General features: G+C 62.3%; 22 protein-coding genes. 7 read left to right on the top strand and 15 right to left on the bottom strand.

Going from position 1 to position 20,997, the window contains the following annotated elements; translation table 11 throughout:
- Window positions 1-65: 65 nt before the first annotated feature.
- From QYE47_RS18820 to QYE47_RS18805, 4 genes are all read left to right on the top strand, one after another.
- Window positions 66-818: an FKBP-type peptidyl-prolyl cis-trans isomerase gene (locus QYE47_RS18820; protein WP_010952765.1), complete on the top strand. Its 753-nt coding sequence runs from the start codon at window positions 66-68 to the stop codon at window positions 816-818.
- A 288-nt stretch (window positions 819-1,106) separates the two neighbouring features.
- The gene (locus tag QYE47_RS18815) at window positions 1,107-1,544 is read left to right on the top strand and encodes a DUF1232 domain-containing protein (protein WP_070384225.1); all 438 of its coding nucleotides are present in this window, start codon (window positions 1,107-1,109) and stop codon (window positions 1,542-1,544) included.
- Between the two features lie 114 nt (window positions 1,545-1,658).
- On the top strand, window positions 1,659-1,997 hold the full coding sequence (locus QYE47_RS18810) for a helix-turn-helix transcriptional regulator (protein ID WP_004577645.1): 339 nt from the start codon (window positions 1,659-1,661) through the stop codon (window positions 1,995-1,997).
- The gene (locus QYE47_RS18805; RefSeq protein WP_003252539.1) at window positions 1,994-2,362 is read left to right on the top strand and encodes a hypothetical protein; all 369 of its coding nucleotides are present in this window, start codon (window positions 1,994-1,996) and stop codon (window positions 2,360-2,362) included. The genes QYE47_RS18810 and QYE47_RS18805 overlap by 4 nt, the downstream gene beginning before the upstream one ends.
- 25 nt (window positions 2,363-2,387) lie before the next feature.
- On the opposite strand, the gene QYE47_RS18800 is transcribed toward QYE47_RS18805, so the two are convergent.
- Both QYE47_RS18800 and QYE47_RS18795 read right to left on the bottom strand, forming a co-directional pair.
- Complete coding sequence (locus QYE47_RS18800) at window positions 2,388-3,470, bottom strand: EAL domain-containing protein (protein WP_070384224.1); 1,083 nt, start codon at window positions 3,468-3,470, stop codon at window positions 2,388-2,390.
- A gap of 117 nt (window positions 3,471-3,587) precedes the next feature.
- On the bottom strand, window positions 3,588-5,669 hold the full coding sequence (locus QYE47_RS18795) for a carboxy terminal-processing peptidase (RefSeq protein WP_019436774.1): 2,082 nt from the start codon (window positions 5,667-5,669) through the stop codon (window positions 3,588-3,590).
- A gap of 139 nt (window positions 5,670-5,808) precedes the next feature.
- Here QYE47_RS18795 and QYE47_RS18790 point away from each other — a divergent pair, with 139 nt between their 5' ends.
- Complete coding sequence (locus QYE47_RS18790) at window positions 5,809-6,771, top strand: NAD(P)H-quinone oxidoreductase (protein WP_070384223.1); 963 nt, start codon at window positions 5,809-5,811, stop codon at window positions 6,769-6,771.
- Between the two features lie 118 nt (window positions 6,772-6,889).
- Here QYE47_RS18790 and QYE47_RS18785 read toward each other — a convergent pair whose 3' ends face one another.
- The 6 genes from QYE47_RS18785 to QYE47_RS18760 form a co-directional block, all read right to left on the bottom strand.
- Window positions 6,890-7,543 carry an HAD family phosphatase gene (locus tag QYE47_RS18785; RefSeq protein WP_003252546.1) on the bottom strand — a complete coding sequence of 218 codons (654 nt, stop codon included), beginning with the start codon at window positions 7,541-7,543 and terminating at the stop codon, window positions 6,890-6,892.
- Window positions 7,544-7,557: 14 nt separating this feature from the next.
- Entirely contained in the window at window positions 7,558-8,547 is a 990-nt protein-coding gene (locus QYE47_RS18780; RefSeq protein ID WP_010952771.1) for an ABC transporter ATP-binding protein, read from the bottom strand.
- Window position 8,548: 1 nt separating this feature from the next.
- On the bottom strand, window positions 8,549-9,343 hold the full coding sequence (locus tag QYE47_RS18775; protein WP_003252553.1) for an ABC transporter permease: 795 nt from the start codon (window positions 9,341-9,343) through the stop codon (window positions 8,549-8,551).
- The gene (locus QYE47_RS18770; protein WP_014592059.1) at window positions 9,333-10,172 is read right to left on the bottom strand and encodes an ABC transporter permease subunit; all 840 of its coding nucleotides are present in this window, start codon (window positions 10,170-10,172) and stop codon (window positions 9,333-9,335) included. Before QYE47_RS18770 ends, QYE47_RS18775 begins: the two co-directional genes overlap by 11 nt.
- Window positions 10,169-10,975, bottom strand: coding sequence for an alkaline phosphatase family protein (locus tag QYE47_RS18765; protein ID WP_003252558.1), 807 nt, complete (start codon window positions 10,973-10,975; stop codon window positions 10,169-10,171). Before QYE47_RS18765 ends, QYE47_RS18770 begins: the two co-directional genes overlap by 4 nt.
- 128 nt (window positions 10,976-11,103) lie before the next feature.
- Window positions 11,104-12,168 carry an ABC transporter substrate-binding protein gene (locus QYE47_RS18760; protein ID WP_014592058.1) on the bottom strand — a complete coding sequence of 355 codons (1,065 nt, stop codon included), beginning with the start codon at window positions 12,166-12,168 and terminating at the stop codon, window positions 11,104-11,106.
- A gap of 327 nt (window positions 12,169-12,495) precedes the next feature.
- Between QYE47_RS18760 and QYE47_RS18755 the strand changes: the two genes are divergently transcribed.
- Window positions 12,496-13,209, top strand: coding sequence for a UTRA domain-containing protein (locus tag QYE47_RS18755; protein WP_003252562.1), 714 nt, complete (start codon window positions 12,496-12,498; stop codon window positions 13,207-13,209).
- Between the two features lie 31 nt (window positions 13,210-13,240).
- Here QYE47_RS18755 and QYE47_RS18750 read toward each other — a convergent pair whose 3' ends face one another.
- The 7 genes from QYE47_RS18750 to minC form a co-directional block, all read right to left on the bottom strand.
- Entirely contained in the window at window positions 13,241-15,388 is a 2,148-nt protein-coding gene (locus QYE47_RS18750; RefSeq protein ID WP_014592057.1) for a mechanosensitive ion channel family protein, read from the bottom strand.
- A 44-nt stretch (window positions 15,389-15,432) separates the two neighbouring features.
- A complete protein-coding gene (locus tag QYE47_RS18745) occupies window positions 15,433-15,600 on the bottom strand; it encodes a hypothetical protein (RefSeq protein WP_003252566.1) in 168 nt (55 codons plus the stop codon).
- Window positions 15,601-15,737: 137 nt separating this feature from the next.
- A complete protein-coding gene (locus QYE47_RS18740; RefSeq protein ID WP_012053413.1) occupies window positions 15,738-17,027 on the bottom strand; it encodes a M18 family aminopeptidase in 1,290 nt (429 codons plus the stop codon).
- Between the two features lie 170 nt (window positions 17,028-17,197).
- Window positions 17,198-17,833, bottom strand: a complete 636-nt coding sequence (locus tag QYE47_RS18735) for an RluA family pseudouridine synthase (protein WP_019436776.1) — start codon at window positions 17,831-17,833, stop codon at window positions 17,198-17,200.
- 151 nt (window positions 17,834-17,984) lie between these two features.
- Window positions 17,985-18,239, bottom strand: a complete 255-nt coding sequence (minE, locus tag QYE47_RS18730) for a cell division topological specificity factor MinE (RefSeq protein ID WP_003252572.1) — start codon at window positions 18,237-18,239, stop codon at window positions 17,985-17,987.
- Window positions 18,240-18,242: 3 nt separating this feature from the next.
- Complete coding sequence (gene minD, locus QYE47_RS18725) at window positions 18,243-19,055, bottom strand: septum site-determining protein MinD (protein ID WP_003252574.1); 813 nt, start codon at window positions 19,053-19,055, stop codon at window positions 18,243-18,245.
- A gap of 110 nt (window positions 19,056-19,165) precedes the next feature.
- A complete protein-coding gene (gene minC, locus QYE47_RS18720) occupies window positions 19,166-19,927 on the bottom strand; it encodes a septum site-determining protein MinC (RefSeq protein ID WP_014592055.1) in 762 nt (253 codons plus the stop codon).
- A 111-nt stretch (window positions 19,928-20,038) separates the two neighbouring features.
- Here minC and QYE47_RS18715 point away from each other — a divergent pair, with 111 nt between their 5' ends.
- On the top strand, window positions 20,039-20,974 hold the full coding sequence (locus QYE47_RS18715) for a lipid A biosynthesis lauroyl acyltransferase (protein WP_014592054.1): 936 nt from the start codon (window positions 20,039-20,041) through the stop codon (window positions 20,972-20,974).
- Window positions 20,975-20,997 lie beyond the last annotated feature (23 nt).

Genomic DNA, 20,997 nt, shown 5'->3' with positions numbered 1-20,997 from the left:
TGGCCGCCTGATAAGCTCGCGGCTTTACCCTGATTGCCCTCATGGCGCATGAACAAGGAAATAGCATGAAACAGCATCGTTTGGCGGCTGCGGTTGCCCTGGTAGGCCTGGTACTGGCTGGCTGCGATCAACAAGCCAGCAGCCCCGAGCTGAAGACTCCGGCGCAGAAAGCCTCCTACGGTATCGGCCTGAACATGGGCAAGAGCCTGGCTCAGGAAGGCATGGAAGACCTTGATTCGAAAGCAGTCGCCCTCGGCATCGAAGACGCCGTTAGCAAGAAAGAACAACGCATCAAGGACGAAGAGCTGGTAGAAGCGTTCACCGCATTGCAGAAACGCGCCGAGGAGCGCCTGGCCAAGGCCAGCGAAGAAGCCGCTTCCGCCGGCAAGAAATTCCTCGAAGAAAACGCCAAGAAGCCAGGCGTGGTTACCACTGCCTCGGGCCTGCAGTACGAAGTGGTCAAGAAGGCCGACGGCCCGCAGCCCAAACCGACTGACGTGGTCACTGTCCACTACGAAGGCAAGCTGATCGATGGCAAGGTATTCGACAGCTCCGTAGAGCGTGGCAGCCCGATCGACCTGCCGGTCAGCGGTGTGATCCCAGGTTGGGTTGAAGGTTTGCAGCTGATGCACGTCGGCGAGAAGTACAAGTTGTTCATCCCGGCTGAACTGGCCTATGGCGCACAAAGCCCTAGCCCGCTGATCCCGGCCAACTCGGTACTGGTGTTCGACCTGGAACTGATCGCCATCAAGGATCCTGCCCAGTTGCAAGGTGCCGAGCCGCAGGCCGAAGCCCCTGAAGAAGCACCTGCCAAGTAACATTGGCTGGTTGTCGGAAACGCCCCACATTGTTGGGGCGTTTTCGTTTGTGCCGATTGGACGAACCTGCAACAGCTGATACTGTCCGAGGAAATGCAGCGTGAAGAAGTAGGATGTTTCTGACGCAAATCGTTTGCGGCGCAGGTAGTCATGGCGTGAAACGACTGTGTAAAAAACGCCCGATCTGACCGGGCCCCTTGCCTGGCAGGCACCTGGGGTCGGAAACGTCGCCCTGTTCACAAGGTTATCCACAATAAATGTGGATAACCTTTTCCTCTCGGAGGCTCCATGAGCGCACCCTGGAATTTTGCCCGTTTCCTGCCATTGGCCGAGCGCCTGCTCAGCCGCGGTCGTTTGCCGGCTTTGTTGTTCGCGGTGGCGCGCAAAGGCCCGCGCCTCGGCCAACTGCGTGAAGATGTGAAGCTGCTGCAGTCGCTGTGCCTGGCCTGGTGGAGGGGTGAGTACCGTGCCATCAGCCCCAAGGCACTGGTCACTGTCGTGGCGGGCCTGCTGTATTTCGTCAGCCCCATCGATGCCATCCCGGACTGGTTGCTGGGGGTGGGTTTCCTTGATGACATCGCGGTGCTGGGCTGGGTGCTGAAAACAGTGGCCGACGAGTTGGCACGCTTCAAGGCCTGGCGCGATAGCCAGGCACCCGAACGGCTGCGCGTGCTCGAGCGCCTGCCGGCTACCCCGGAAGCGCTGCGGCTGGAGCGCAACAAGTAATGAAACCGGCCTGAATCTCACCTCAACTGCACAGACCTCGGAGTTGGTAATATAATTGGCATAAGGGTTATGCCTACGGATTACATGCTGTAATCCTTTTTAAAGGGGTTTGTAATGGGTATTCAGGTCATCAGCCGGGACGGTCAACCCGAGTACGCCGTCGTTCCCTGGGAGCAATACCAGGCGTTGCTCAGCGCTGCAGGGCAGGCACCAGCCGAGGCGGTTTCCAGTGAGGCGCAGGGCGTTGCTGCCAGTGCCCCTCTGCCAGCCTTCAGCGAAGTCGCCCAGATTCGCCAGGCCAAGGGCATTGCCCCGGAGCAACTGGCGCGCAATGTCGGGGTGAGCCCGGCGTATCTGGCCATGATCGAATCGGGTGAACGCCAGCCAGATGCTGCCATCCGCCGCGCCCTGGCCTGGCATCTGGGGGTGGCTGGCTGGAGCGAGCCATCATGAGCCAGGTCAGGATCAGCCGTCAGCACTGGGATAACCTGCTGGGCGAGCTTGACCTGGCCCGTCGTCAACGTCACTTGCTGACATACCGAGCGCTGATCGAGCGCTTGCAGCTACCCAGCCCGGCCATGCAGACGCTGACTGCCGCGCTGGAATACCTGGCGGTGCTGGATGCCCGTGCCGAACAGCCATTGCGCAGTTCGCTGGTGATCAGCCAAGGCGCCAGCCGTTTGCCGCGTACTGGCTTCTTTGAGTGTGTCGAGCGCCTGGGGCGGTTTACCGGGCCGGTCGATGGCATGGAGGCCGCCTCGTGGCATGCCTCTGAGGTGGTTCGGGTGTTCGAGTACAGCTATCCCGAAACGGCCTGAAGCGTTGCCCGTTCCAGCCTGTTCGCTACAGGTGGTGACCCTGAGCGAAAGGGCAGGGCCTGCTGGCCAATCTCCACCCGTCGGTCACCGTTGTCGCCGCTACCGTATTCGCGGGTAAACCCGCTCCTACGCCTGATTGGTGGTTGGGCACAGGCCCCCGTAGGAGCGGGTTCACCCGCGAATAGGCCGGCACAGGCAGCGCATCCCTGTGAATCAAGCCGCACCCTCTGCCATCGGCATCCACCACTTCCAATGCCTCCAGGTGTTGGTATCGACCAAACAGCTCCAGCAGCTGCCCGATCGTGGCATTCAAGCGCACTGTCGGTTGTTCGGTCGGTGGCACCTGCGTCAGTGCAGGTAACAGCCCGCTGTCGCGTACCCCCCGCTCCTGTGGCCGCCCTAGCAAGTAACCCTGCACCAGGTCCACGCCCATCTCCACCAGCACCTCCAGCTCTTCCGCCAGCTCGATGCCCTCGGCAATCACCTGTGCCTTCGATGCCCGGGCGATCTGCAAGATAGAGCCAACAAACTCGCGCTTGAGCGGGTCACGGTGGATGCCGTCAATGAAGTGCCGGTCGATCTTCACGTATTCGGGGCGCAGCTCCGACCACAGGCGCAGGCTGGAATAGCCCGCGCCCAGGTCGTCGATGGCAATCGAGAAGCCCATGTCGCGATAGTGGTGCACGGCATTGGACAGCAGCTGGAAGTCGTCGGTGGGCGTGTGCTCGGTCAACTCGATCACCACCCGGCTGGGCGGCAGGCCAACCTGTTCGAGCAGTTTCAGGGTCAGGCCGGAGGGGTAGTGCGGCTCCAGCAGCGATTCGGGTGAGATGTTGAGAAACAGTTTGCCCTGCAGTTGCTGCTCGCTGAAGCGTTGGCAGGCGCTTTCTCGGCAAGCCGCTTCCAGCTCGGTCAGGCGGCCGGCCTGGCGGGCGATGGTAAACAGGTTGAGCGGCGCATGCAGCGGGCTGTTGGACGGGCCACGGCTCAGCGCCTCATGGCCGAACACCCTATGTTCGCTCAGGCACATGATTGGCTGGAACAGGCTGTGAATACTGCGCTGAGCCAGGATGGCACTCAAGGCACTGAGCTGTTCGGCAACGGTCATGATGGATTCCTGAAAAATAAGGGCCGGGCATCTGCATGCCCGGCCCTTATATTTCACGACAGCACGATGACTGTTTAATGACAGGTCGCATTATTCTGCCATCATTGCTGAGGTGCCTTACTTCTTGGCCACCTTGGTGCTGGCACTGAGGTAGTCGATCAGGATGCGACCGGTTTCCGCGAGGTAGGCGTCGTCTTCCGGCTTGGTATTTTCATCCTCGACCGGCAGAGCGTCTTCGTCCTCTTTCTTCAGCTCCTTCAGCGGTTCTTCACCCTTGGCCTTGCGGCGGGTGTTTTCCAGCGCCAGTTGCTTGCTCTCGATGCTGTCGTGGCGTGCGCGGCGTTCCTGCTCGTTTAGGCTGACGGTTTTCTCGTTCATCAGCCTCTGGGTCAGGGCCAGACGGTCGCGGATGTAGGTGAACTCGGCATCCTTGTCGCTGCGCGCCTCATGCTGCGCCTTGAGCTGCGCCAGGAACGGCCTGAACGGATCGGCCGCAGGCTTGACCACCGGGCGGATGGTGTCCCACGGCATGGCCTCTGGCAGGGCGCTCTCGCCAATTTCCTTGGTGTCGATGATCGAGGGGTAGTCGATGTCCGGCAGCACCCCCTGATGCTGGGTACTCTGCCCGGAAACCCGGTAGAACTTGGCCAGGGTCAGCTTCAGCTCGCCATGGTTGAGCGGCTGGATGGTCTGCACGGTGCCTTTGCCGAAGGTCTGGCCACCGATGATCAGCGCGCGGTGGTAGTCCTGCATGGCACCGGCGAAGATCTCCGATGCCGAGGCCGACAGGCGGTTGACCAGCAGTGCCAGCGGGCCCTTGTAGAAGGCCCCCGGGTTTTCGTCTTCCAGCACGTCGACGCGGCCGTCGCTGTTACGCACCAGCACGGTCGGGCCTTTCTCGATGAACAGGCTGGTCAGCTCGGTGGCTTCCTGCAGCGAGCCGCCGCCGTTGTTGCGCAGGTCGATGACCACCCCGTCGACTTTCTCTTTCTGCAGTTCGGTGAGCAGCTTCTTCACGTCACGCGTGGTGCTCTTGTACTCGGGGTCGCCAGCGCGGTAGGCCTTGAAGTCCAGGTAGAAGGCCGGGATCTCGATGATGCCCAGCTTGTAGTCACGCCCGTCCTGCTTGAGCTTGAGCACCGACTTCTTCGCCGCCTGTTCTTCAAGCTTCACCGCTTCACGGGTGATCGACACAATCTTGCTGGTCTGGTCGCTAGGCGCATTGCTGGCCGGGATGATTTCCAGGCGCACCACCGAACCTTTCGGGCCGCGGATCAGCTTGACCACTTCGTCCAGGCGCCAGCCCACCACGTCGACCATTTCCTTGTTGCCCTGGGCTACGCCGATGATCTTGTCAGCCGGGGCCACCTGCTTGGTCTTGGCTGCCGGGCCTGCAGGCACCAGGCGCACGATCTTTACCTGGTCGTTGTCGCTTTGCAGCACTGCGCCAATGCCTTCGAGCGACAGGCTCATGTTGATGTCGAAGTTTTCGGCGTTGTCCGGCGACAGGTAGTTGGTGTGTGGGTCGTAGGACTGGGCAAAGGTGTTGATGTAGGCCTGGAAGATGTCCTCGGCACGGGTCTGGTCCAGGCGCGCCAGCTGGTTCTTGTAGCGCTTGATCAGGGTTTCCTGGATCTGTTTGGGTTCCTTGCCGGCGATCTTCTGGCGCAGCACTTCGTCTTTCACGCGTTTGCGCCACAAGTCGTCGAGCTCGGCCTGGTTCTTCATCCACGGCGCATCCTTGCGATCGATCAGCAAGGTTTCCTTGGTGGTGAAGTCAATCTTGTCCACGCCCTTGTTCAGCTCGGCCAGGGCGAAGTCCAGGCGTTGCTTGACGCGGTCGAGGTAGCGCTTGTAGATGGTGAAGCCCGGGTCCAGGTTGCCGCTCTTGAGGAAATCGTCGAATTGCGTTTTCCATTTATCGAATTCGGCAATGTCGGCAGCGGTGAAGTAGCTGCGCGCCGGGTCCAGCAGCTTGATGTAGCTGTCGTAGATAATGACCGAACGGGCATCGTCCAGGGGGGGCTTGCTGTAGTGGTGGCGCTTGAGCAATTCCACCACGTTGAGGCTGGCGACGATCTCGTCGCGGTCCGGCTGCAGGCTGTCCCACTTGTTGGCGGCCGCCGCATTGCCGCCGAGCGTGAGGCTGCCCAGGCCGATCATCACAGCCAGTGCGGTGCTTGGAAGGAAATGCTTCATGCTGATTCGACGTGGAGGCAATTGATCACGCATAGTAGGCCGTCTTTTCCGTTGCCGGTTCCATGGAGCCGGGCAAATACTGCAAAAGGCCTGAGGTAAGCGACCTCAGGCCCAGTCATGATTCAACTATGGAGGCACTGTGAAGGCATTGCAAGGCGTTGACGGACATGTGGAGTGGGTCGAGGCCGAACGCCCGACCTGTGACGCGGGCCAAGTGCGCATTCGCGTGGCCGCTGCGGGGTTGAACCGCGCCGACCTGCTGCAGATGAAAGGTTTGTACCCGCCGCCACCAGGTGCCAGCCCATACATGGGGCTGGAGTGTTCCGGGGTGGTTGAAGAAGTGGGGGCTGGTGCCGCCTGGCGCGTGGGTGACCGCGTTTGCGCCCTGCTGGCCAGCGGCGCCATGGCCGAGGAAGTGGTGGTCGACGCCCGTCATGTACTGCCGGTGCCCGAGGGCCTTGGCCTGCATGAAGCGGCAGCGTTGCCGGAGGTGTATGCCACCGCCTGGCTGAACATCTTCCAGCTCGGTGCAGTGAAGGCTGGCGAGAAGGTGCTGGTGCACGCCGGCGCCAGTGGCGTTGGCTCGGCCGCCATCCAGCTGTGCAAGGCGTTCGGCAGCCCGGTATGGGTCAGCGTCGGTTCGCAGGACCGCCTGGCCTACTGCCAGGCGCTGGGCGCTGCGGGTGGTGTGGTACGTAACGAGAACCTGGACGAGCTGGAAGGTTTCGGCCCGTTCGATGTGATTCTCGACCCCGTGGGCGCCAGCTACGGTGAGCTGAACCTCAAGCTGCTGGCACGTGACGGGCGCTGGGTGATCATCGGCCTGATGGGCGGACGCAAGTTCGAGCTGGACCTGGCCCAAGTGCTGGGCAAGCGTCTGCAAATTACCGGTTCCACCCTGCGCAACCGTGATGACGGCTTCAAGGCCGAGCTGCTGCGCGAACTGCAGCAGCAAGTATGGCCGCTGTTCGCCGAGGGGCGGTTGTCGCCGCAGCTGGTCGACACCTATCCGGTGGAGTTTGCCCAGGCGGCGTATGCCGAGCTGGAGACCAACCAGGTGTCGGGCAAGCTGGTGATGGTGATCGACCCTAGCCTGGTGTAAGCAGGCTGGCCCCTTCGCGGGTAAACCCGCTCCTACATCGGGATCGCCACAATTTGAACACTGTGCGATGTAGGAGCGGGTTTACCCGCGAAGAAGCCGGCACAACCCACAAAGACCTTCAGCTCCAGCTCAGAATCGGCCACCCATTGATCTCGGCATGCTCGCGCAACACAGCGTCCGGGTTCACCACATGCGGGTGATCCACTCTCAACAACAACGGCAAGTCATTCCTCGAATCGGAATAGAAACTCGCGCCCTCCAGGTTTTCCTGCTCCTGATCCAGCCATTCCAGCAACCGGGTGATCTTGCCCTCACGATAGGTCAGCACCCCGTGGGTCTTGCCGGTGTACACCCCGTTCACTGCCTCCAGCTCGATGGCCAGGTACTCATCCACGCCCAGTCTCGCGGCAATCGGCCCGACCAGGTGCGTACCCGAAGCGGAAATGATCAAAATGCGATCTCCACGCTTGCGGTGCTCGGCAATGCAGCGGCAGGCGTCACCGTAGATGATCGGTTCGATCACTTCTTCGACCCACGGTGCCACCAGGTGCTCGACTTCTTCCAGGGTACGCCCGGCAATCGGCTCCAGGCTGAAGGCCATGTAGTCCTCCATTTGCAGGTGGCCCCTGCCATAGGCTTCCATCAGTTCATGGTCGCGGCGCAGGAAATCCTTGCCGTCGACCCAACCCAGCCGGGCCATCTGCTCGCTCCAGAGTGATGCGCAGTCGCCGTGGATCAGGGTTTCATCCAGATCAAAAATTGCCAGTGCCATTGTGTTGAGTCTCCTTAAGCCACTTCCCGCAGCGCAGTGGGGTCGATTGACACGCTTACCCGTTTTCCGTCTGCATGCAAGTCGGCCGGCGAGCGGTTGAGCACATCGACCACCAGCTCCACTTCGCGCACCCGAACCCGGTAGCGGATCACGTTGCCCAGCAGGCTGTGGCTGCGCACCTCGGCGTCCAGCTCGCCGTGCTCGCCAAGCGTGATCGACTCCGGGCGGATCGCCAGGCGGCTGGCCACCGGGCGCTGCAGCAGGCGGCTGGCGCTGTCGGCGTCGAGCAGGTTGTAGTTGCCGATGAAACCGGCGGCAAACAGGTCCACGGGGGCGGTGTAGAGGGTTTCGGCATCGCCACTCTGGACGATGCGCCCCTGGTTCATCAGGAAGATGCGGTCGGACATGGTCAGCGCTTCCTCCTGATCGTGAGTGACGAAGATGGTGGTCAGCCCCAGTTCGCGCTGGATGGCGCGAATCTGCTCGCGCAGGTGCTTGCGGATACGCGCATCCAGCGCCGACAACGGTTCGTCGAGCAGCAGCAGGCGCGGGCGGGTGACCAGTGAGCGTGCCAGGGCCACGCGCTGGCACTGGCCACCGGAAAGCTGGTGCGGGTAGCGCCCGGCGAACTTGCCCAGCTCAACCAGCTCCAGCACCTCGCGTACCCGCAACTGGCTTTCGTCGGCCTTGACCTTCTGCATGCGCAGGCCGAAGGCGACATTCTGCTCCACGGTCATGTTAGGGAACAGCGCGTAGCTCTGGAACACCATGCCGATGCCACGCTTTTGCGGGCTTAACGGCACGATATCGTGGCCGTCGAGCAGTATCTGCCCGCTGTCCACCGAGGTCAGCCCGGCAATGCAGCGCAGCAGGGTGGACTTGCCGCAGCCGGACGGGCCGAGCAGGGTGACGAATTCGCCGCGTTCGATGTGGCAGTCGATGCGCTCGAACACCGGGCTGCCGGCGTAGCTTTTCTGCAGTTTCTGTACGCTGACGAAGCTCATGTCAGGTCTTGTCCTTGTTCAGGCGGTTGGCGACCCAGGTCAGTACCAGCACGAAGGCGAAGTAGGAGATGACCAGCGCGCTGTTGAAGTGGCCGCTGCTGTTGCGCATGTTGTTCAGGTACACCTGCAGGGTCTCGTAGCGGGTGCCCACCAGCAGGTTGGCAAACACGAATTCGCCGAAAAGGAACGAGAACGACAGCAGCACTGCCACCATCAGGCCCTGGCGCAGGTTCGGCAGCACCACCAGCAGTGCGGCCTGCCAGGTGCTGGCGCCGAGCAGCTGCGCGGCGTCCATCAGGTCGCGCAGGTTGATGGCCTGCAGGTTGTTGGTGATGGCCCGGTACATGAACGGCAGGGCGATGGTGAAGTAGCAGCCGATCAGGATCCACGGTGTGCCGACCATGGCCATCGGCCCGCTGCCATACAGCTGCAGCAGCCCGACCGACGAGACCACCGGCGGGACCGCGAAAGGCAGCAGGATGAGGATGTTCATCAGCGCGTCGAGCCGCGGGAAGTGGTAATGCACCACGAACAGCAGTGGCAAGATCAGCACCACCGACAGCAGCAGAGCGCCTACGCACACCAGCAGCGACTGGCCGAAGGCTGCGAGGAAGCGCGGCTCGCTCCACAGCGCCGCATACCACTTCAGGGTCAGGCCACTGGGCAGCAGGCTCGCCGACCAGCTGGTGGCCAGCGAGTAGAGGAGGGTGCCGGCCAGGGGCAGCAGCAGGATCAGGAACAGCAGGTAGACCACGAGGCGGTGGTACCAGCCGCCGGAACGGATATCAGCGCGCATGGTAGCTCCTTTTCAGCAGCCATTGATGTACCACCGTGACCAGCGTCATCAGCCCCACCAGCACCATCGCCAGGGCGCTGGCCAGGTTCGGATCGAGGCTGATGTCGCCCGCCACCAGGCCGGCGATGCGGATCGGCAGTACGTTGAAGTTGCCGGTGGTCAGTGCGTACACGGTGGCGTAGGCGCCCAGGGCGTTGGCCAGCAGGATGACGAAGGTGCCCAGCAGTGCCGGGGCCAGCACCGGCAGGCCGATGTGTCGCCAGTACTGCCAGTGGTTGGCGCCCAGCAGCGCGGCTGACTCGCGCCAGTCTTCGCGCAGGGCGTCGAAGGCGGGGTACAGTAGCAATACACCCAGCGGGATCTGGAAGTAGGTGTACACCAGGATCAAGCCGCTTTTGGAATAGATACTGAAGTCTTCCAGCAGGCCGACCTGCTTCAGCAGCAGGGTCAGCGCGCCGTTGAAGCCAAGCAGGATGATAAAGGCAAAGGCCAGCGGTACGCCGGCGAAGTTGCTGGTCATGTTGGCGAAGGCGCTGACGAAGTCGCGCAGCTTCGAGTCCACCTGGCGCAGTGAATAGGCGCCGAGGGTTGCGATGACGATGCCGAATACGCTCGACCAGAAGCTGATTTCCAGGCTGCGTTGCAACGCCTGTCGGTAGAACTTCGAGGCGAACACCTTGCTGAAGTTGTCGATGCCCCAGCCGGCCTCCGATTGCAGGCTGTTGATCGCCACCCAGGCCAGCGGGGCGACCTGGAAGATGACGAAGAACACGGCGAACGGCAGCAGGCAGAGCAGGGCCAGGTAGCGGCCACGTATGCCGCCATTCACTTCAGCAGCTCCCGGCAAACCGTCTTGTCGTGCGCGGCGCCCAGCAGCTCGCAGATGGTGCCGCACAGTTCGGTTTGCAGCGGTTTGGCGGCTGGGTCCAGGCTGAAGGCGTCGCCGAAGACGAACAGCGGTACTTCACGTTCTTCAGCCAGCAGGCCGTTGTGCGAGCGGTCGTTGTTCATGCCGTGGTCGGCGGTGACCAAAACCTGATATCCCTCTTCGAGCCAGCCAGGCAGGTAGTCGGCCAGCAGGATGTCAACGCTGCGCGCAGCGTTGCGATACTGGCTGCTGTCCAGGCCGTGGCGGTGACCCACGTCGTCAACGCTCATCGGATGCACCAGCAGGAAGTTGGGCGCGTGGCGGCGGCGCAGGTACTCGCCATCGGCCAGAAGGTGCGAATCGGGGTAACGGTCGTCCCAGTAGAACAGCCCGTGCTGTATCGGCAGCTTCGGCGCGTGGGTGTGGCGGTCGCGCTGCGGATCGAAGGGCGAGCGGTTGTACAGCTCGCTCATCCAGTGATAGGCCGCCGCCGCGGTGCCCAGGTTGGCCTCGCGGGCGTAGTGAAACACGCTGCGTTGGTTGGACAGGCGGTTGATGTTGTTGTGCACGATACCGCTGTCGATCGGTGGCACGCCGGTGAGGATGCATTCGTACAGCGGCCGCGACAGCGATGGCAGCTCGCATTCCACGCGGTACAGAGCGGCACGGTCGGCCTCGACGTAGGCGTGCAGGTGGCCCATCGCATGGTGAGCGACCTGATAGTTGAGGCCGTCGAGCAGGACCAGGATGACGTTGTGTTGCATGTTTTCTCCAGTCATGAACCGCGTTGGCATCTTCGCGGGTAACCCGCTCCTACATGTATCGCGTATCCCTGTGTAGGAGCGGGTTTACCCGCGAAAGGGCCGGATCAGGCGCTACAAAGCCCAGCCCCTTATTCCATCTCGATGATCACCTGCTCCTGCCACATCTGCGGCAGTTTCTTCGAGGTGGCTTCCCAGGCTTCGGCATTCTTGATCGGCTGGGCGGCACCGTACTGGTCGTTGGGCAGCAGCTTGGCCTGCACATCCGCCGGCAGCTTCAGGTGCTCGGCCCGGATCGGCCGCGCATGGCCCTTGGCCAGGTTGATCTGCCCGGCGTCGCTGAAGATGTATTCACGCGTCAGCTTGGCCGCGTTGGGGTGCTTGGCGTACTTGTTGATGACCGTGGTATAGCCGGAAATCACCGAACCATCCGAGGGGATCAGCACTTCAAAACGTTTTGGGTCGATCTGTTCACGGTAGCTCAGGCCGTTGAAGTCCCACACCACGCCGACTTCCACCTCGCCCTTCTCCAGTGTCTGGATGGTCGGGTTGGCCAGCGACAGGCGCTTCTGCTGCGCCAGCTTGGTGAACAGCTGCAGGCCCGGCGCCACGTTGGTTTCGTCCCCCTTGTAGGCGATGGCCGCAGCCAGCACACCGTTGGCGGCCTGGGCGGCGGTGCCGACGTCACCGATGGCGACCTTGTACTTGCCTTTTTCCAGGTCATGCCAGGTTTTCGGCCGTTCCTCTTCCTTGACCAGGTCCTTGTTGATGATGAAAGCGATGGTGCCTGTATAGGCCAGCGCCCAGTGGCCGTCCTTGTCCTTGGCCCATTCCGGCACCTGGTCCCAGGTGCTTGGCTTGTAAGGCTGGCTGACGCCCTTGGTCACCGCGATCGGGCCGAAGGCGGCACCCACGTCACCGATGTCGGCGCTGGCGTTGTCCTTCTCGGCTTCGAACTTGGCCAGTTCCTGGGCCGAGCTCATGTCGGTGTCGCTGTGTTTGAGGCCGTACTTGCTGGCCAGGTCTTCCCAGGTGCCTTTCCAGTTGGCCCAGGCGTCGGGCATGCCCACGCTGTTGACAGTGCCTTCCTTGCGGGCGGCGTCTTCCAGGGCCTTGAGGTCAGTGCCGGCGGCCATGGCCGTGGTGCACAACGCGATGGCCGAACCAAGCAGTGACGCCATGAAGAACTTTTTCATCCGAAGCTCCTTTGGGTGGGTGCCTTTGCGATCGTTGTTCTGGGTAAAGCCGTTGCAAGCCTTTGACTGGCACCTTTGGTCTAGGTCAGCAAACCTTGAGCCAAGGTAGGCCGCTTGCGTGACAGTTTGATGTAGGGAGGGGGCCGGCAAGGGCCCTGAAGCTACAGCGTAGACCAGGTAATCGCCCCGGTTCTGCTGGCTTGGCGCGTTTCTGGCAGTGCCTGGCCCAAGCTTTGTCACAGGATGTTCATCAGCCCTGCCTAGGCTTGCACTATTCTCAAACTGCCCTGTGATGGGGCTGGACTAGTCCAGATAGGTAACCTTTCGATGCAGTCGACGCCCCCGCGTGCGGTAACAGCCATCTGCCATGCCCTGCAGGAGCAGATCGAGCATGGCCTGCTGGCGCCTGGCGGCAAGCTGCCGGCCGAGCGGCGGCTCAGTGAGGTGTTCGACACCACGCGCATTACCCTGCGTGAGGCGTTGGTGCAGCTGGAGGCCCAAGGCTTGATCTACCGTGAAGAGCGCCGAGGCTGGTTCGTTGCACCGCAGCGCTTGACCTACGACCTGATCGAGCGCAGCCATTTCCATGCCATGGTGCGCGATCAGGGGCGGGTGGCCAGTACCGAACTGCTGTCGGCGAGGCTGCAGCCGGCTTCGGCGGCCATCTGCGCACGCTTGCAGCTGCCGGCGTTGTCCAGCGTGGTGCGCGTCTGCCGGTTACGGCGGATTGACGGGCGGGCGGTGCTGTATGCCGAGCATTACCTGAACCCCCGGTACTTTCCAGGCATTCTCGAACACGACCTGGCGCAGTCACTGACCGAGATTTATGGGCGGGTGTATGGCATCGAGTACGGGCAGGTGTGCTTCGAGATCCTGCCGACAGCGTTGCCGGTGGAGGCGGCAAGCGCCTTGAAAGTGTCGGCGGGCAGCCCGGGGTTGCACATTACCCGGGTCAACAGCGACCAGCATGGGCACTTGATCGACTGTGACCTCGAGTATTGGCGGCATGATGCGATCCGCATTCGTGCCCAGGCTGGATGAGGTGTTGCCTTCTTCGCGGGTAAACCCGCTCCTACGAGCCGGCCTCTGTCATCCCACCCCCACCGGCTGTCACCACCTGCACCGACAACCGCGGCGTCGCCAGGTCCAGCCCGGCTTCATCCAGCTGCCGCTTCAAGGCCAGGTTGAACGCTCGCGACACCTCCCACTGCTTGATCGGCGCGGTCTTGAACCGCGCCCGCAAGATCGCCGACCCTGACTCGAAGCTCTCCACCCCCTGTAGCTCCAGCGGCGACCAGATATTGCGGCGCATCAGCGGGTCATTGCGCAGCTTCTGCCCCACTTCGCGAACCAGCGAGATCGCCTGGTCGATGTTCATGCTGTGCGGGATTGCCACGCGGAAGATCGCGTAGCCGAACTCCCGCGAGTAGTTCTTGATGCTCTTGATTTCGCTGAACGGGATGGTATGCACAATGCCGTCGATGTCGCGCAGGCGCACGGTACGAATGGTCAACCCTTCCACCGTGCCCAGGTGGCCGCCGACATCCACGTAATCGTCGATGGCCAGCGAATCTTCGATGATGATGAACAGGCCGGTGATCAGGTCGGCCACCAGCGACTGTGCGCCAAAACCGATGGCCAGGCCGATCACACCGGCACCGGCCAGCAGCGGGGTGACGTTCATGCCCATGTTGGCCAGGGCGACGATGACCGCGATGATGAAGATGACCACGAACATCACGTTGCGGATCAACGGCATCATGGTTTGCGCACGGGCGTTGGCCAGCCCCCGGCGCGAGCGCACCAGGGCATGGTGTACGGCGGTGTCGGCAAGGATCCACACCAGCCAGGCCACGATCAGCGTGCCGGCCAGGCCCAGCAGGCGAAGGCTGATGTCATGGCCGTCGCCCTCGGCGAAGCTGATCATCGACACGCCCCACACGCGCAGGCCCAACTCGATGAACATCAGCCAGATGAACAGGTGCACCAGCAGGTAGCCGAAGTTGCGCAAGCGCTCGGTGTACACCGCCTGGCGCTTGCTGGCCCGCTTGGGGTTGGCGGCATGGCGGCGCACCAGGCCGTTGAGCACCATGCACACCACCACCAGCACCGTGCACATCAGCGACTGGCGCAGGGCGGTGCTCGTGTCGCCGGCGGAGACGAAGGTGGCGAACAGAGAAATGGCCACCAGTATCAGCGCCGGAATGAACCAGAAGCTGCCGAGGATCTCGATGGTATCGCTGAGGGTACGTCGGGTCAGGCGTCGCGACAGTGGCTGGTTGCGGATCAGGTGGGCGATCGGCCGGCGGAAGCGCAGGATGAACAGCCCGGTACACAGTGCCGCAATCACATTGGCCAAGGTTGCCAGGGCGTGGGCCAGGTGGGTGCCGAGGGCAACCAGCATGCGCGGATCGCTCATCGCCTCGCCAAACGCGGCGAAGCTGCCAATCAGCCACAACGGGCGAAACGCCTGGCGCCGCAGGATGTGCAGGGCGCGGTGGCGGTGTGGGCCGTCCAGCAAGGAAAAGGCGATGACGCAAATGGCCGAAAAGCACGTACCGACCACCAGTGCGTAGGCCAGCACCATGGCCAGGGATTTGCCCAGTGAGGGCGGCAGCACGAAACTCAGGTACACCGTGAACACCAGCGCTACCAGCCAGGGGCCGAGCTTGCGCAAGGCAAAGCGCACCAGGTCCCAGGTCCGCGGGTGCTGTGGCAGTTCCTCGCTCAGGCCAAAGCGCAGGCGGACCCGATGGCCGACCCAGTTGAAGGCATAGGCCAGCACACTCCACACGGCAATCACTGCAGCAAAACCGAACAGGATCGCCGGCCACTGGTGCACGGGCACCACCAGTTCCGCCAGTTCGGCCTGGGCCTGTTCGATTTCCGCGGCCCAGCGGTGGAATGGACTGGCATCGCCGCTGAACTGCTTTTCAAAGTCATGCAGGGCACCGCCGATCAGGCCGAGTACGCCCTGTTCAACGCTGGGTTGCGATTGCCGGGTGGCGTCGCGCAGTTTTTTCAGGTCGGCCAGCAGCTTGGCCCGTTGCTGGTCGTTTTCGAGGTTCTTGATCACCTCGTCCAGCGACTTGCCCAGCGGCTCGGTGGCCTCTGGTTGAGCGGGCGCACTGCCGCCCAGCAGGCCAGGCAAGCCCGCCGCTTGTACCGGGGCAATGAAAAGCAAGAGCAACAGGAACAGGTAACGCGGGAGGGCAGGCACTGGAAAATCTACCTCAGGTCAAACGATTGACCGAGTGTAGAGGTTTATGTCGGCAGTTTCTCGAGGATCTTCCAGCAGGTGAGGCCGAAAATACCCAAGGTGCCGACCCACATCATCAGTACACCGATGTTGCGTTCGCGCATGCTGAAGCCGATGGTCAGCAGCATCAGGAACAGGAACACCGGGACGAACAGTGACAGGAACGGGGACATGGACAGCAATCCTTTTGCAGTGGGGCCATGTAACAAGCATAGCGCTTGGCAAGCGAGGCGTGATTGACCTTGAGCACGCTTAAGCGGGACCGGCCTATTCGCGTCGAACCGCCGCGAATAGGCCGGGCCTGCTTACATCAAGGCAGTTCGCGGCTACGGTAGAACGCGGTCAGTACCTTCACCAGGTGCGCCAGGTCATGGCTGCCGCACAGCTCGCGAATGGAGTGCATGGCAAATGTCGGCAAACCGATATCTACCGTGCGCACACCCAGGTGGCTGGCGGTGATCGGCCCGATGGTCGAGCCACAGCCCATGTCGCTGCGCACCACAAAGCTCTGCACCGGTACTTCCTCGGCCATGCACAAGTGGCGGAAGAACCCGGCAGTCTCGCTGTTGGTGGCGTAACGCTGGTTGTTGTTCACTTTGATCACGGGCCCGGCGTTGAGCTTCGGGCCGTGGTTGCCGTCATGCTTGTCGGCGTAGTTGGGGTGCACGCCGTGGGCGTTGTCGGCCGATACCATCAGCGAACGCTGGAGGGTGCGCACATAGGTGTCGCCATCGGGCAGCAGGCGCTGCAGGGTCTGCTCCAGCATCGGACCATCGGCACCACAGGCCGAGCAACTGCCGACTTCTTCGTGGTCGTTGCACACCAGCACACAGGTTTCGTCGCTGTCGGCGGCCAGCAGGGCCTGCAAACCGGCGTAGCACGACAGCAGGTTGTCCAGGCGGGCGCCGGCGATGAAGTCGCCATTCAGACCGATCAGCGCGGCGTCCTGCGTGTCATAGAAGCTCAGCTCGTAGTCCAGCACCACGTCGGCGATCAACTCGTGCTCGCGGGCCAGTTGCTCGGTGAGCAGGGCGCGGAAGTCGATGCGTTCGTCACCGGCCACTTGGGCGAGGATGGGGGGTAGTTCGTTCTGCGGATTGATCGCCCAGCCTTCGTTGGCGGTGCGGTTCAGGTGGATCGCCAGGTTGGGGATGATCGCGATTGGCAGCTTGAAGTCGATCAGCTGGCTTTCGACCTTGCCGTCACGGCGGTAGGTGACGCGGCCGGCCAGCGACAGGTCGCGGTCGAACCAGGGGGCCAGCAACGCGCCGCCATACACTTCCACGCCCAGTTGCAGGAAGCCCTGGCGCTGCAGCTCGGGCTGAGGCTTGACCCGCAGGCACGGGCTGTCAGTGTGGGCGCCGACCATGCGGATGCCATTGAGCAGCGGCGACTGCTTGCCCAGTTTGATGGCGATGATTGAAGAATCGTTGCGGGTGACGTAGTAGCGGCCGCCAGTCTCGGGGTCCCAACTGTCGCGCTCGTCCAGGCGCTTGTAGCCGGCCGCCTCAAGGCGCTGGACCAGGCTGGCGGTGGCATGGAAGGGCGTGGGGGAGGCCTTGAGAAATTCGATGAGGCCGGTATTCAGTGCGTCGCGCATAGCTCACTCCAGACAGCAGTGGCGCGAGTTTAACGCAGAATGTCGACAATTTGTGTCTGCATCTTCGCGGCTAACCCTCGCTACCACAGGTATTGCACAGCCTCTGAGCGCAGTGCGGACCTTGTAGGAGCGGCTTTAGCCGCGAAGACGCCGGTACAGGCCCTGCGAAATCAGAACGGTGCCGGGCACTCGAACTTCAACCGCTGCCCGGACACCGGGTGGGTAAAGCTCAGCATCGAGGCATGCAGGCACAGCCGCTCATGGGCCGCCAGGGCTTGCGGGTTGGCGTACAGGCGATCACCCAGCAGCGGGTGCCCGATCGACAGCATGTGCACGCGCAGCTGGTGCGAACGCCCGGTAATCGGCGTCAGCTCCACCCGACAGTGATCGCCGCAGCGCTCGACGATACGCCAGAAGGTCAGGGCGTGCTTGCCCTGCTCGTGGTCCACCACATGCCGTGGTTTGGTCGGTGGGTCGTAGCGCAGTGGCAGGTCGATGCTGCCGCTGTCCAGCGCCGGCTGGCCCCAGCACAGTGCGGTGTAGGCTTTTTCGGTTTCACGGTCGTGGAACTGGCGCGACAGCTCGCGGTGGCTATCGGCATCGCGGGCCAGCAGGATGATGCCGGAGGTTTCCCAGTCCAGACGGTGCACGATCAGCGCATCGGGGTAGCCGTTTTCCTGCAGGCGGGTGATCAGGCAGTCCTTGTTGTCCTCGGCACGGCCAGGTACCGACAGCAGCAGGGTCGGTTTGTTGATCACCAGGATGGCGGCGTCTTCGAAGAGGATCTGGACATTCGACAGCGGCATTGCAGGTCTCACGAAAATAGCAGTAAACGCTGGGGCCGCTTTGCGGCCCTTCGCGGGCAAGCCCGCTCCTACAAAGGATATGCGTTCCCCTGTAGGAGCGGGCTTGCCCGCGAAGGGCTGCAAGGCAGCCCCAAATTGTCGACTACGCGGATCAGCGATCCGGCAGGGTGATGTTCAGCTCCAGAATCGAGCAGCTGCCCTGGTTTTCCAGCTCGATATGCACATCATCGTTGCCGATGTTCACATATTTGCGGATTACTTCCAGCAGTTCTTTCTGCAGCGCGGGCAGGTAGTCCGGTTCGCTGCGTTGGCCGCGCTCGTGCGCCACGATGATCTGTAGACGCTCTTTCGCTACCGACGCGCTGGTCTGTTTCTGTCTGCCACGAAAGAAGTCAAAAAGGTTCATGTTTTATTTGCTCCCGAAAATGCGCTCGAAGAATCCCTTCTTCTGTACATCGATGAAGCGCATCGGCTTCTCTTTGCCCAGCAGGCGGTCGACCGCATCACTGTAGGCCTGGCCGGCATCGCTCTGGTCATCGAGAATGACCGGGATACCCTGGTTGGACGCCTTGAGGACGGCCTGCGATTCCGGGATCACACCCTTGAGCTTGATCGACAGGATTTCTTCCACGTCGGCCACGCTCAGCATTTCGCCTTTGACGACGCGCTCCGGGTGGTAGCGGGTGATCAGCAGATGCTCCTTGATCGGCTCTTCACCGTTTTCGGAGCGGCGCGACTTGCTCGACAGAATGCCCAGCATGCGGTCGGAGTCACGTACCGACGAAACTTCCGGGTTGGTCACCACGATGGCTTCGTCAGCGAAGTACATGGCCAGGTGAGCACCTTTTTCGATACCGGCCGGCGAGTCGCAGATGACGTACTCGAAGTCCTTCTTCAGGTCCATCAGTACCTTTTCCACGCCTTCCTGGGTCAGTGCGTCCTTGTCACGGGTCTGGCTGGCGGCCAGCACGTACAGGTTCTCGAGGCGCTTGTCCTTGATCAGGGCCTGTTGCAGGTTGGCTTCGCCGTTGACAACGTTGACGAAGTCGTACACCACGCGGCGTTCGCAGCCCATGATCAGGTCGAGGTTACGCAGGCCCACGTCGAAGTCGACAATGACGGTCTTGTGGCCGCGCAGTGCGAGGCCGGTACCAATGGCGGCGCTGGTAGTGGTCTTGCCCACACCCCCCTTGCCGGAAGTAACCACGAGAATCTTGGCCAAGGTGTTTCACCCCTAAAAATAGTCGGGACACTTGTCCCTGCAAAAAACTGAAAATAGCTAAATAAAGGCAACGGTAAAAAAGTTGCTCTAAAAATGCTGGCAAGTATCCGTTAAAGACGGGTGATGTTCAACACGTCACCAGACAGGCTGACTTGCACGCTGGTCCCCCACAGTGGATCCCGGCGCAGGTCTTCGCAGACTTTGTACTGGCCGGCGATCGAGACCATTTCGGCGGTCATCTGCTGGCAGAAGATACGCGCCTTGGTGTTGCCTTTGATGCCAGCCAGGGCGCGGCCGCGCATGGCACCGTACACATGGATGTTGCCATCGGCCAGAAGTTCCGCACCTGGGCTGACCGAAGCAGTCACAACCAGATCACCGCCCTGAGCATAGATCTGTTGGCCACCGCGTACTGGTGAAGTAATGATGCGGGTCGGGCGTATTTCGGGTTCGGGGGGCGGTGGTGGCGCCGGGGCCGGTTCGGGCTTTTTGATCACCTCGGGCTCGGGCTCCAGCGGCCGCTCGCGGGCCCCGGAGGGCGGCAGCACCGGCAGGTCGATGGCGATGGCGGCGGCGATGTCCTCGATGCGGTTGGCGCGGATGGCCAGGGTACGCAGGCCGTGGTGTCGGCAGATCCGCATCAAGCCGGGCAGGTCGATCGCCCCTTCGTCGGCCGGCAGCTTGTCCAGCGCCAGTACCAGCGGTGTATTGCTGAAGAAGTTCGGGGCCTGGGCGACTTTGGCCGCCAACTGGCGGTCGAGGGCTTCAAGGTCATTGCGCGCCAGTTCCAGTACCGTAATGGCGAGCATGCTGCCCTTGAGCTGGAACACGGAGGCGGTGTCGGGTGTGTGGTTTGGGCTCATGGTCTGCATAGACGGCTTGTTGCGAAAAAAGTGCCCTGACTTATAACGAGAACACCGGTTGCCCGCAACATGCGCTGATCCGTTGTAGAATGCGCGGCCTTTGTCTTTCCGGATGCATCAATGGACCGCCCGCGTTTTCGTCCCTATTTCCTTCACCCCAAGTTCTGGGGCCTGTGGCTGGGCCTGGGCCTATTGTGGCTGGTGGTCCAGTTGCCGTACCGGGTGCTGCTGAAGATCGGTGCCGCGCTGGGCGCCGTCATGTATCGCTTTGCCGGTGAACGTCGGCGCATCGCCGCGCGCAACCTGGAGCTTTGCTTCCCGGAGCTGTCGGTCGACGAACGGCAACGTTTGCTCAAGGCCAACTTCGCCTCCACCGGCATCGCCTTCTTCGAAATGGCCATGAGCTGGTGGTGGCCCAAGGCCAGGCTGGCGCGCCTGGCCCATATCGAGGGCCTTGAGCACCTGCAGGCCGCCCAGCAGGCGGGGCAGGGCGCAATCCTCATGGCGGTGCACTTCACTACCCTGGAAATCGGCGCCGCGCTGCTCGGCCAGCAGCACACCATCGACGGCATGTACCGCGAACACGGCAATGCACTGTTCGACTTCATCCAGCGCAGTGGCCGCGAGCGTCACAACCTCGATTCGCTGGCGGTGGAGCGCGAGGACGTGCGCGGCATGCTCAAACTGCTGCGTTCGGGCCGGGCGATCTGGTACGCACCGGACCAGGACTACGGCGCCAAGCAGAGCATCTTCGTACCGTTGTTTGGCATCCCCGCAGCGACGGTGACCGCTACCACCAAGTTTGCCCGGCTGGGCAAGGCGCAGGTGATTCCGTTCACCCAGAAGCGCCTGGAGGATGGCAGCGGCTATCGGCTGGTCATCCACCCGCCGCTGGCGGATTTCCCCGGCGAGAGCGAGGAAGCCGACTGCCTGCGCATCAACCAGTGGGTTGAACGTGTGTTGCGCGAGTGCCCCGAGCAATACCTGTGGGCGCACCGGCGGTTCAAGTCGCGGCCCGAAGGGGCGCCGCGGCTGTATGACAAGAAGAAGCGCTGAAAACACATCAACTCCAGGAAGGA

Origin of the sequence: Pseudomonas sp. 2,4-D (assembly GCF_030418155.1) — a bacterium.
In the GTDB taxonomy this organism is placed as follows: Bacteria; Pseudomonadota; Gammaproteobacteria; order Pseudomonadales; family Pseudomonadaceae; genus Aquipseudomonas; species Aquipseudomonas alloputida.
This window is presented reverse-complemented; position numbering and strand designations above follow the sequence as displayed.

Coding starts and splice junctions, on each gene's coding strand:
- QYE47_RS18800 (WP_070384224.1), bottom strand. CDS start 3,470: ATGACCGTTGCCGAACAGCTCAGTGCCTTGAGTGCCATCCTGGCTCAG.
- QYE47_RS18760 (WP_014592058.1), bottom strand. CDS start 12,168: ATGAAAAAGTTCTTCATGGCGTCACTGCTTGGTTCGGCCATCGCGTTG.
- QYE47_RS18740 (WP_012053413.1), bottom strand. CDS start 17,027: ATGCGCGACGCACTGAATACCGGCCTCATCGAATTTCTCAAGGCCTCC.
- QYE47_RS18780 (WP_010952771.1), bottom strand. CDS start 8,547: ATGAGCTTCGTCAGCGTACAGAAACTGCAGAAAAGCTACGCCGGCAGC.
- QYE47_RS18815 (WP_070384225.1), top strand. CDS start 1,107: ATGAGCGCACCCTGGAATTTTGCCCGTTTCCTGCCATTGGCCGAGCGC.
- QYE47_RS18735 (WP_019436776.1), bottom strand. CDS start 17,833: ATGCCGCTGTCGAATGTCCAGATCCTCTTCGAAGACGCCGCCATCCTG.
- QYE47_RS18795 (WP_019436774.1), bottom strand. CDS start 5,669: ATGAAGCATTTCCTTCCAAGCACCGCACTGGCTGTGATGATCGGCCTG.
- QYE47_RS18715 (WP_014592054.1), top strand. CDS start 20,039: ATGGACCGCCCGCGTTTTCGTCCCTATTTCCTTCACCCCAAGTTCTGG.
- QYE47_RS18785 (WP_003252546.1), bottom strand. CDS start 7,543: ATGGCACTGGCAATTTTTGATCTGGATGAAACCCTGATCCACGGCGAC.
- QYE47_RS18820 (WP_010952765.1), top strand. CDS start 66: ATGAAACAGCATCGTTTGGCGGCTGCGGTTGCCCTGGTAGGCCTGGTA.
- QYE47_RS18745 (WP_003252566.1), bottom strand. CDS start 15,600: ATGTCCCCGTTCCTGTCACTGTTCGTCCCGGTGTTCCTGTTCCTGATG.
- QYE47_RS18805 (WP_003252539.1), top strand. CDS start 1,994: ATGAGCCAGGTCAGGATCAGCCGTCAGCACTGGGATAACCTGCTGGGC.
- QYE47_RS18810 (WP_004577645.1), top strand. CDS start 1,659: ATGGGTATTCAGGTCATCAGCCGGGACGGTCAACCCGAGTACGCCGTC.
- minC (WP_014592055.1), bottom strand. CDS start 19,927: ATGCAGACCATGAGCCCAAACCACACACCCGACACCGCCTCCGTGTTC.
- QYE47_RS18765 (WP_003252558.1), bottom strand. CDS start 10,975: ATGCAACACAACGTCATCCTGGTCCTGCTCGACGGCCTCAACTATCAG.
- QYE47_RS18755 (WP_003252562.1), top strand. CDS start 12,496: ATGCAGTCGACGCCCCCGCGTGCGGTAACAGCCATCTGCCATGCCCTG.
- minE (WP_003252572.1), bottom strand. CDS start 18,239: ATGAACCTTTTTGACTTCTTTCGTGGCAGACAGAAACAGACCAGCGCG.
- QYE47_RS18775 (WP_003252553.1), bottom strand. CDS start 9,343: ATGCGCGCTGATATCCGTTCCGGCGGCTGGTACCACCGCCTCGTGGTC.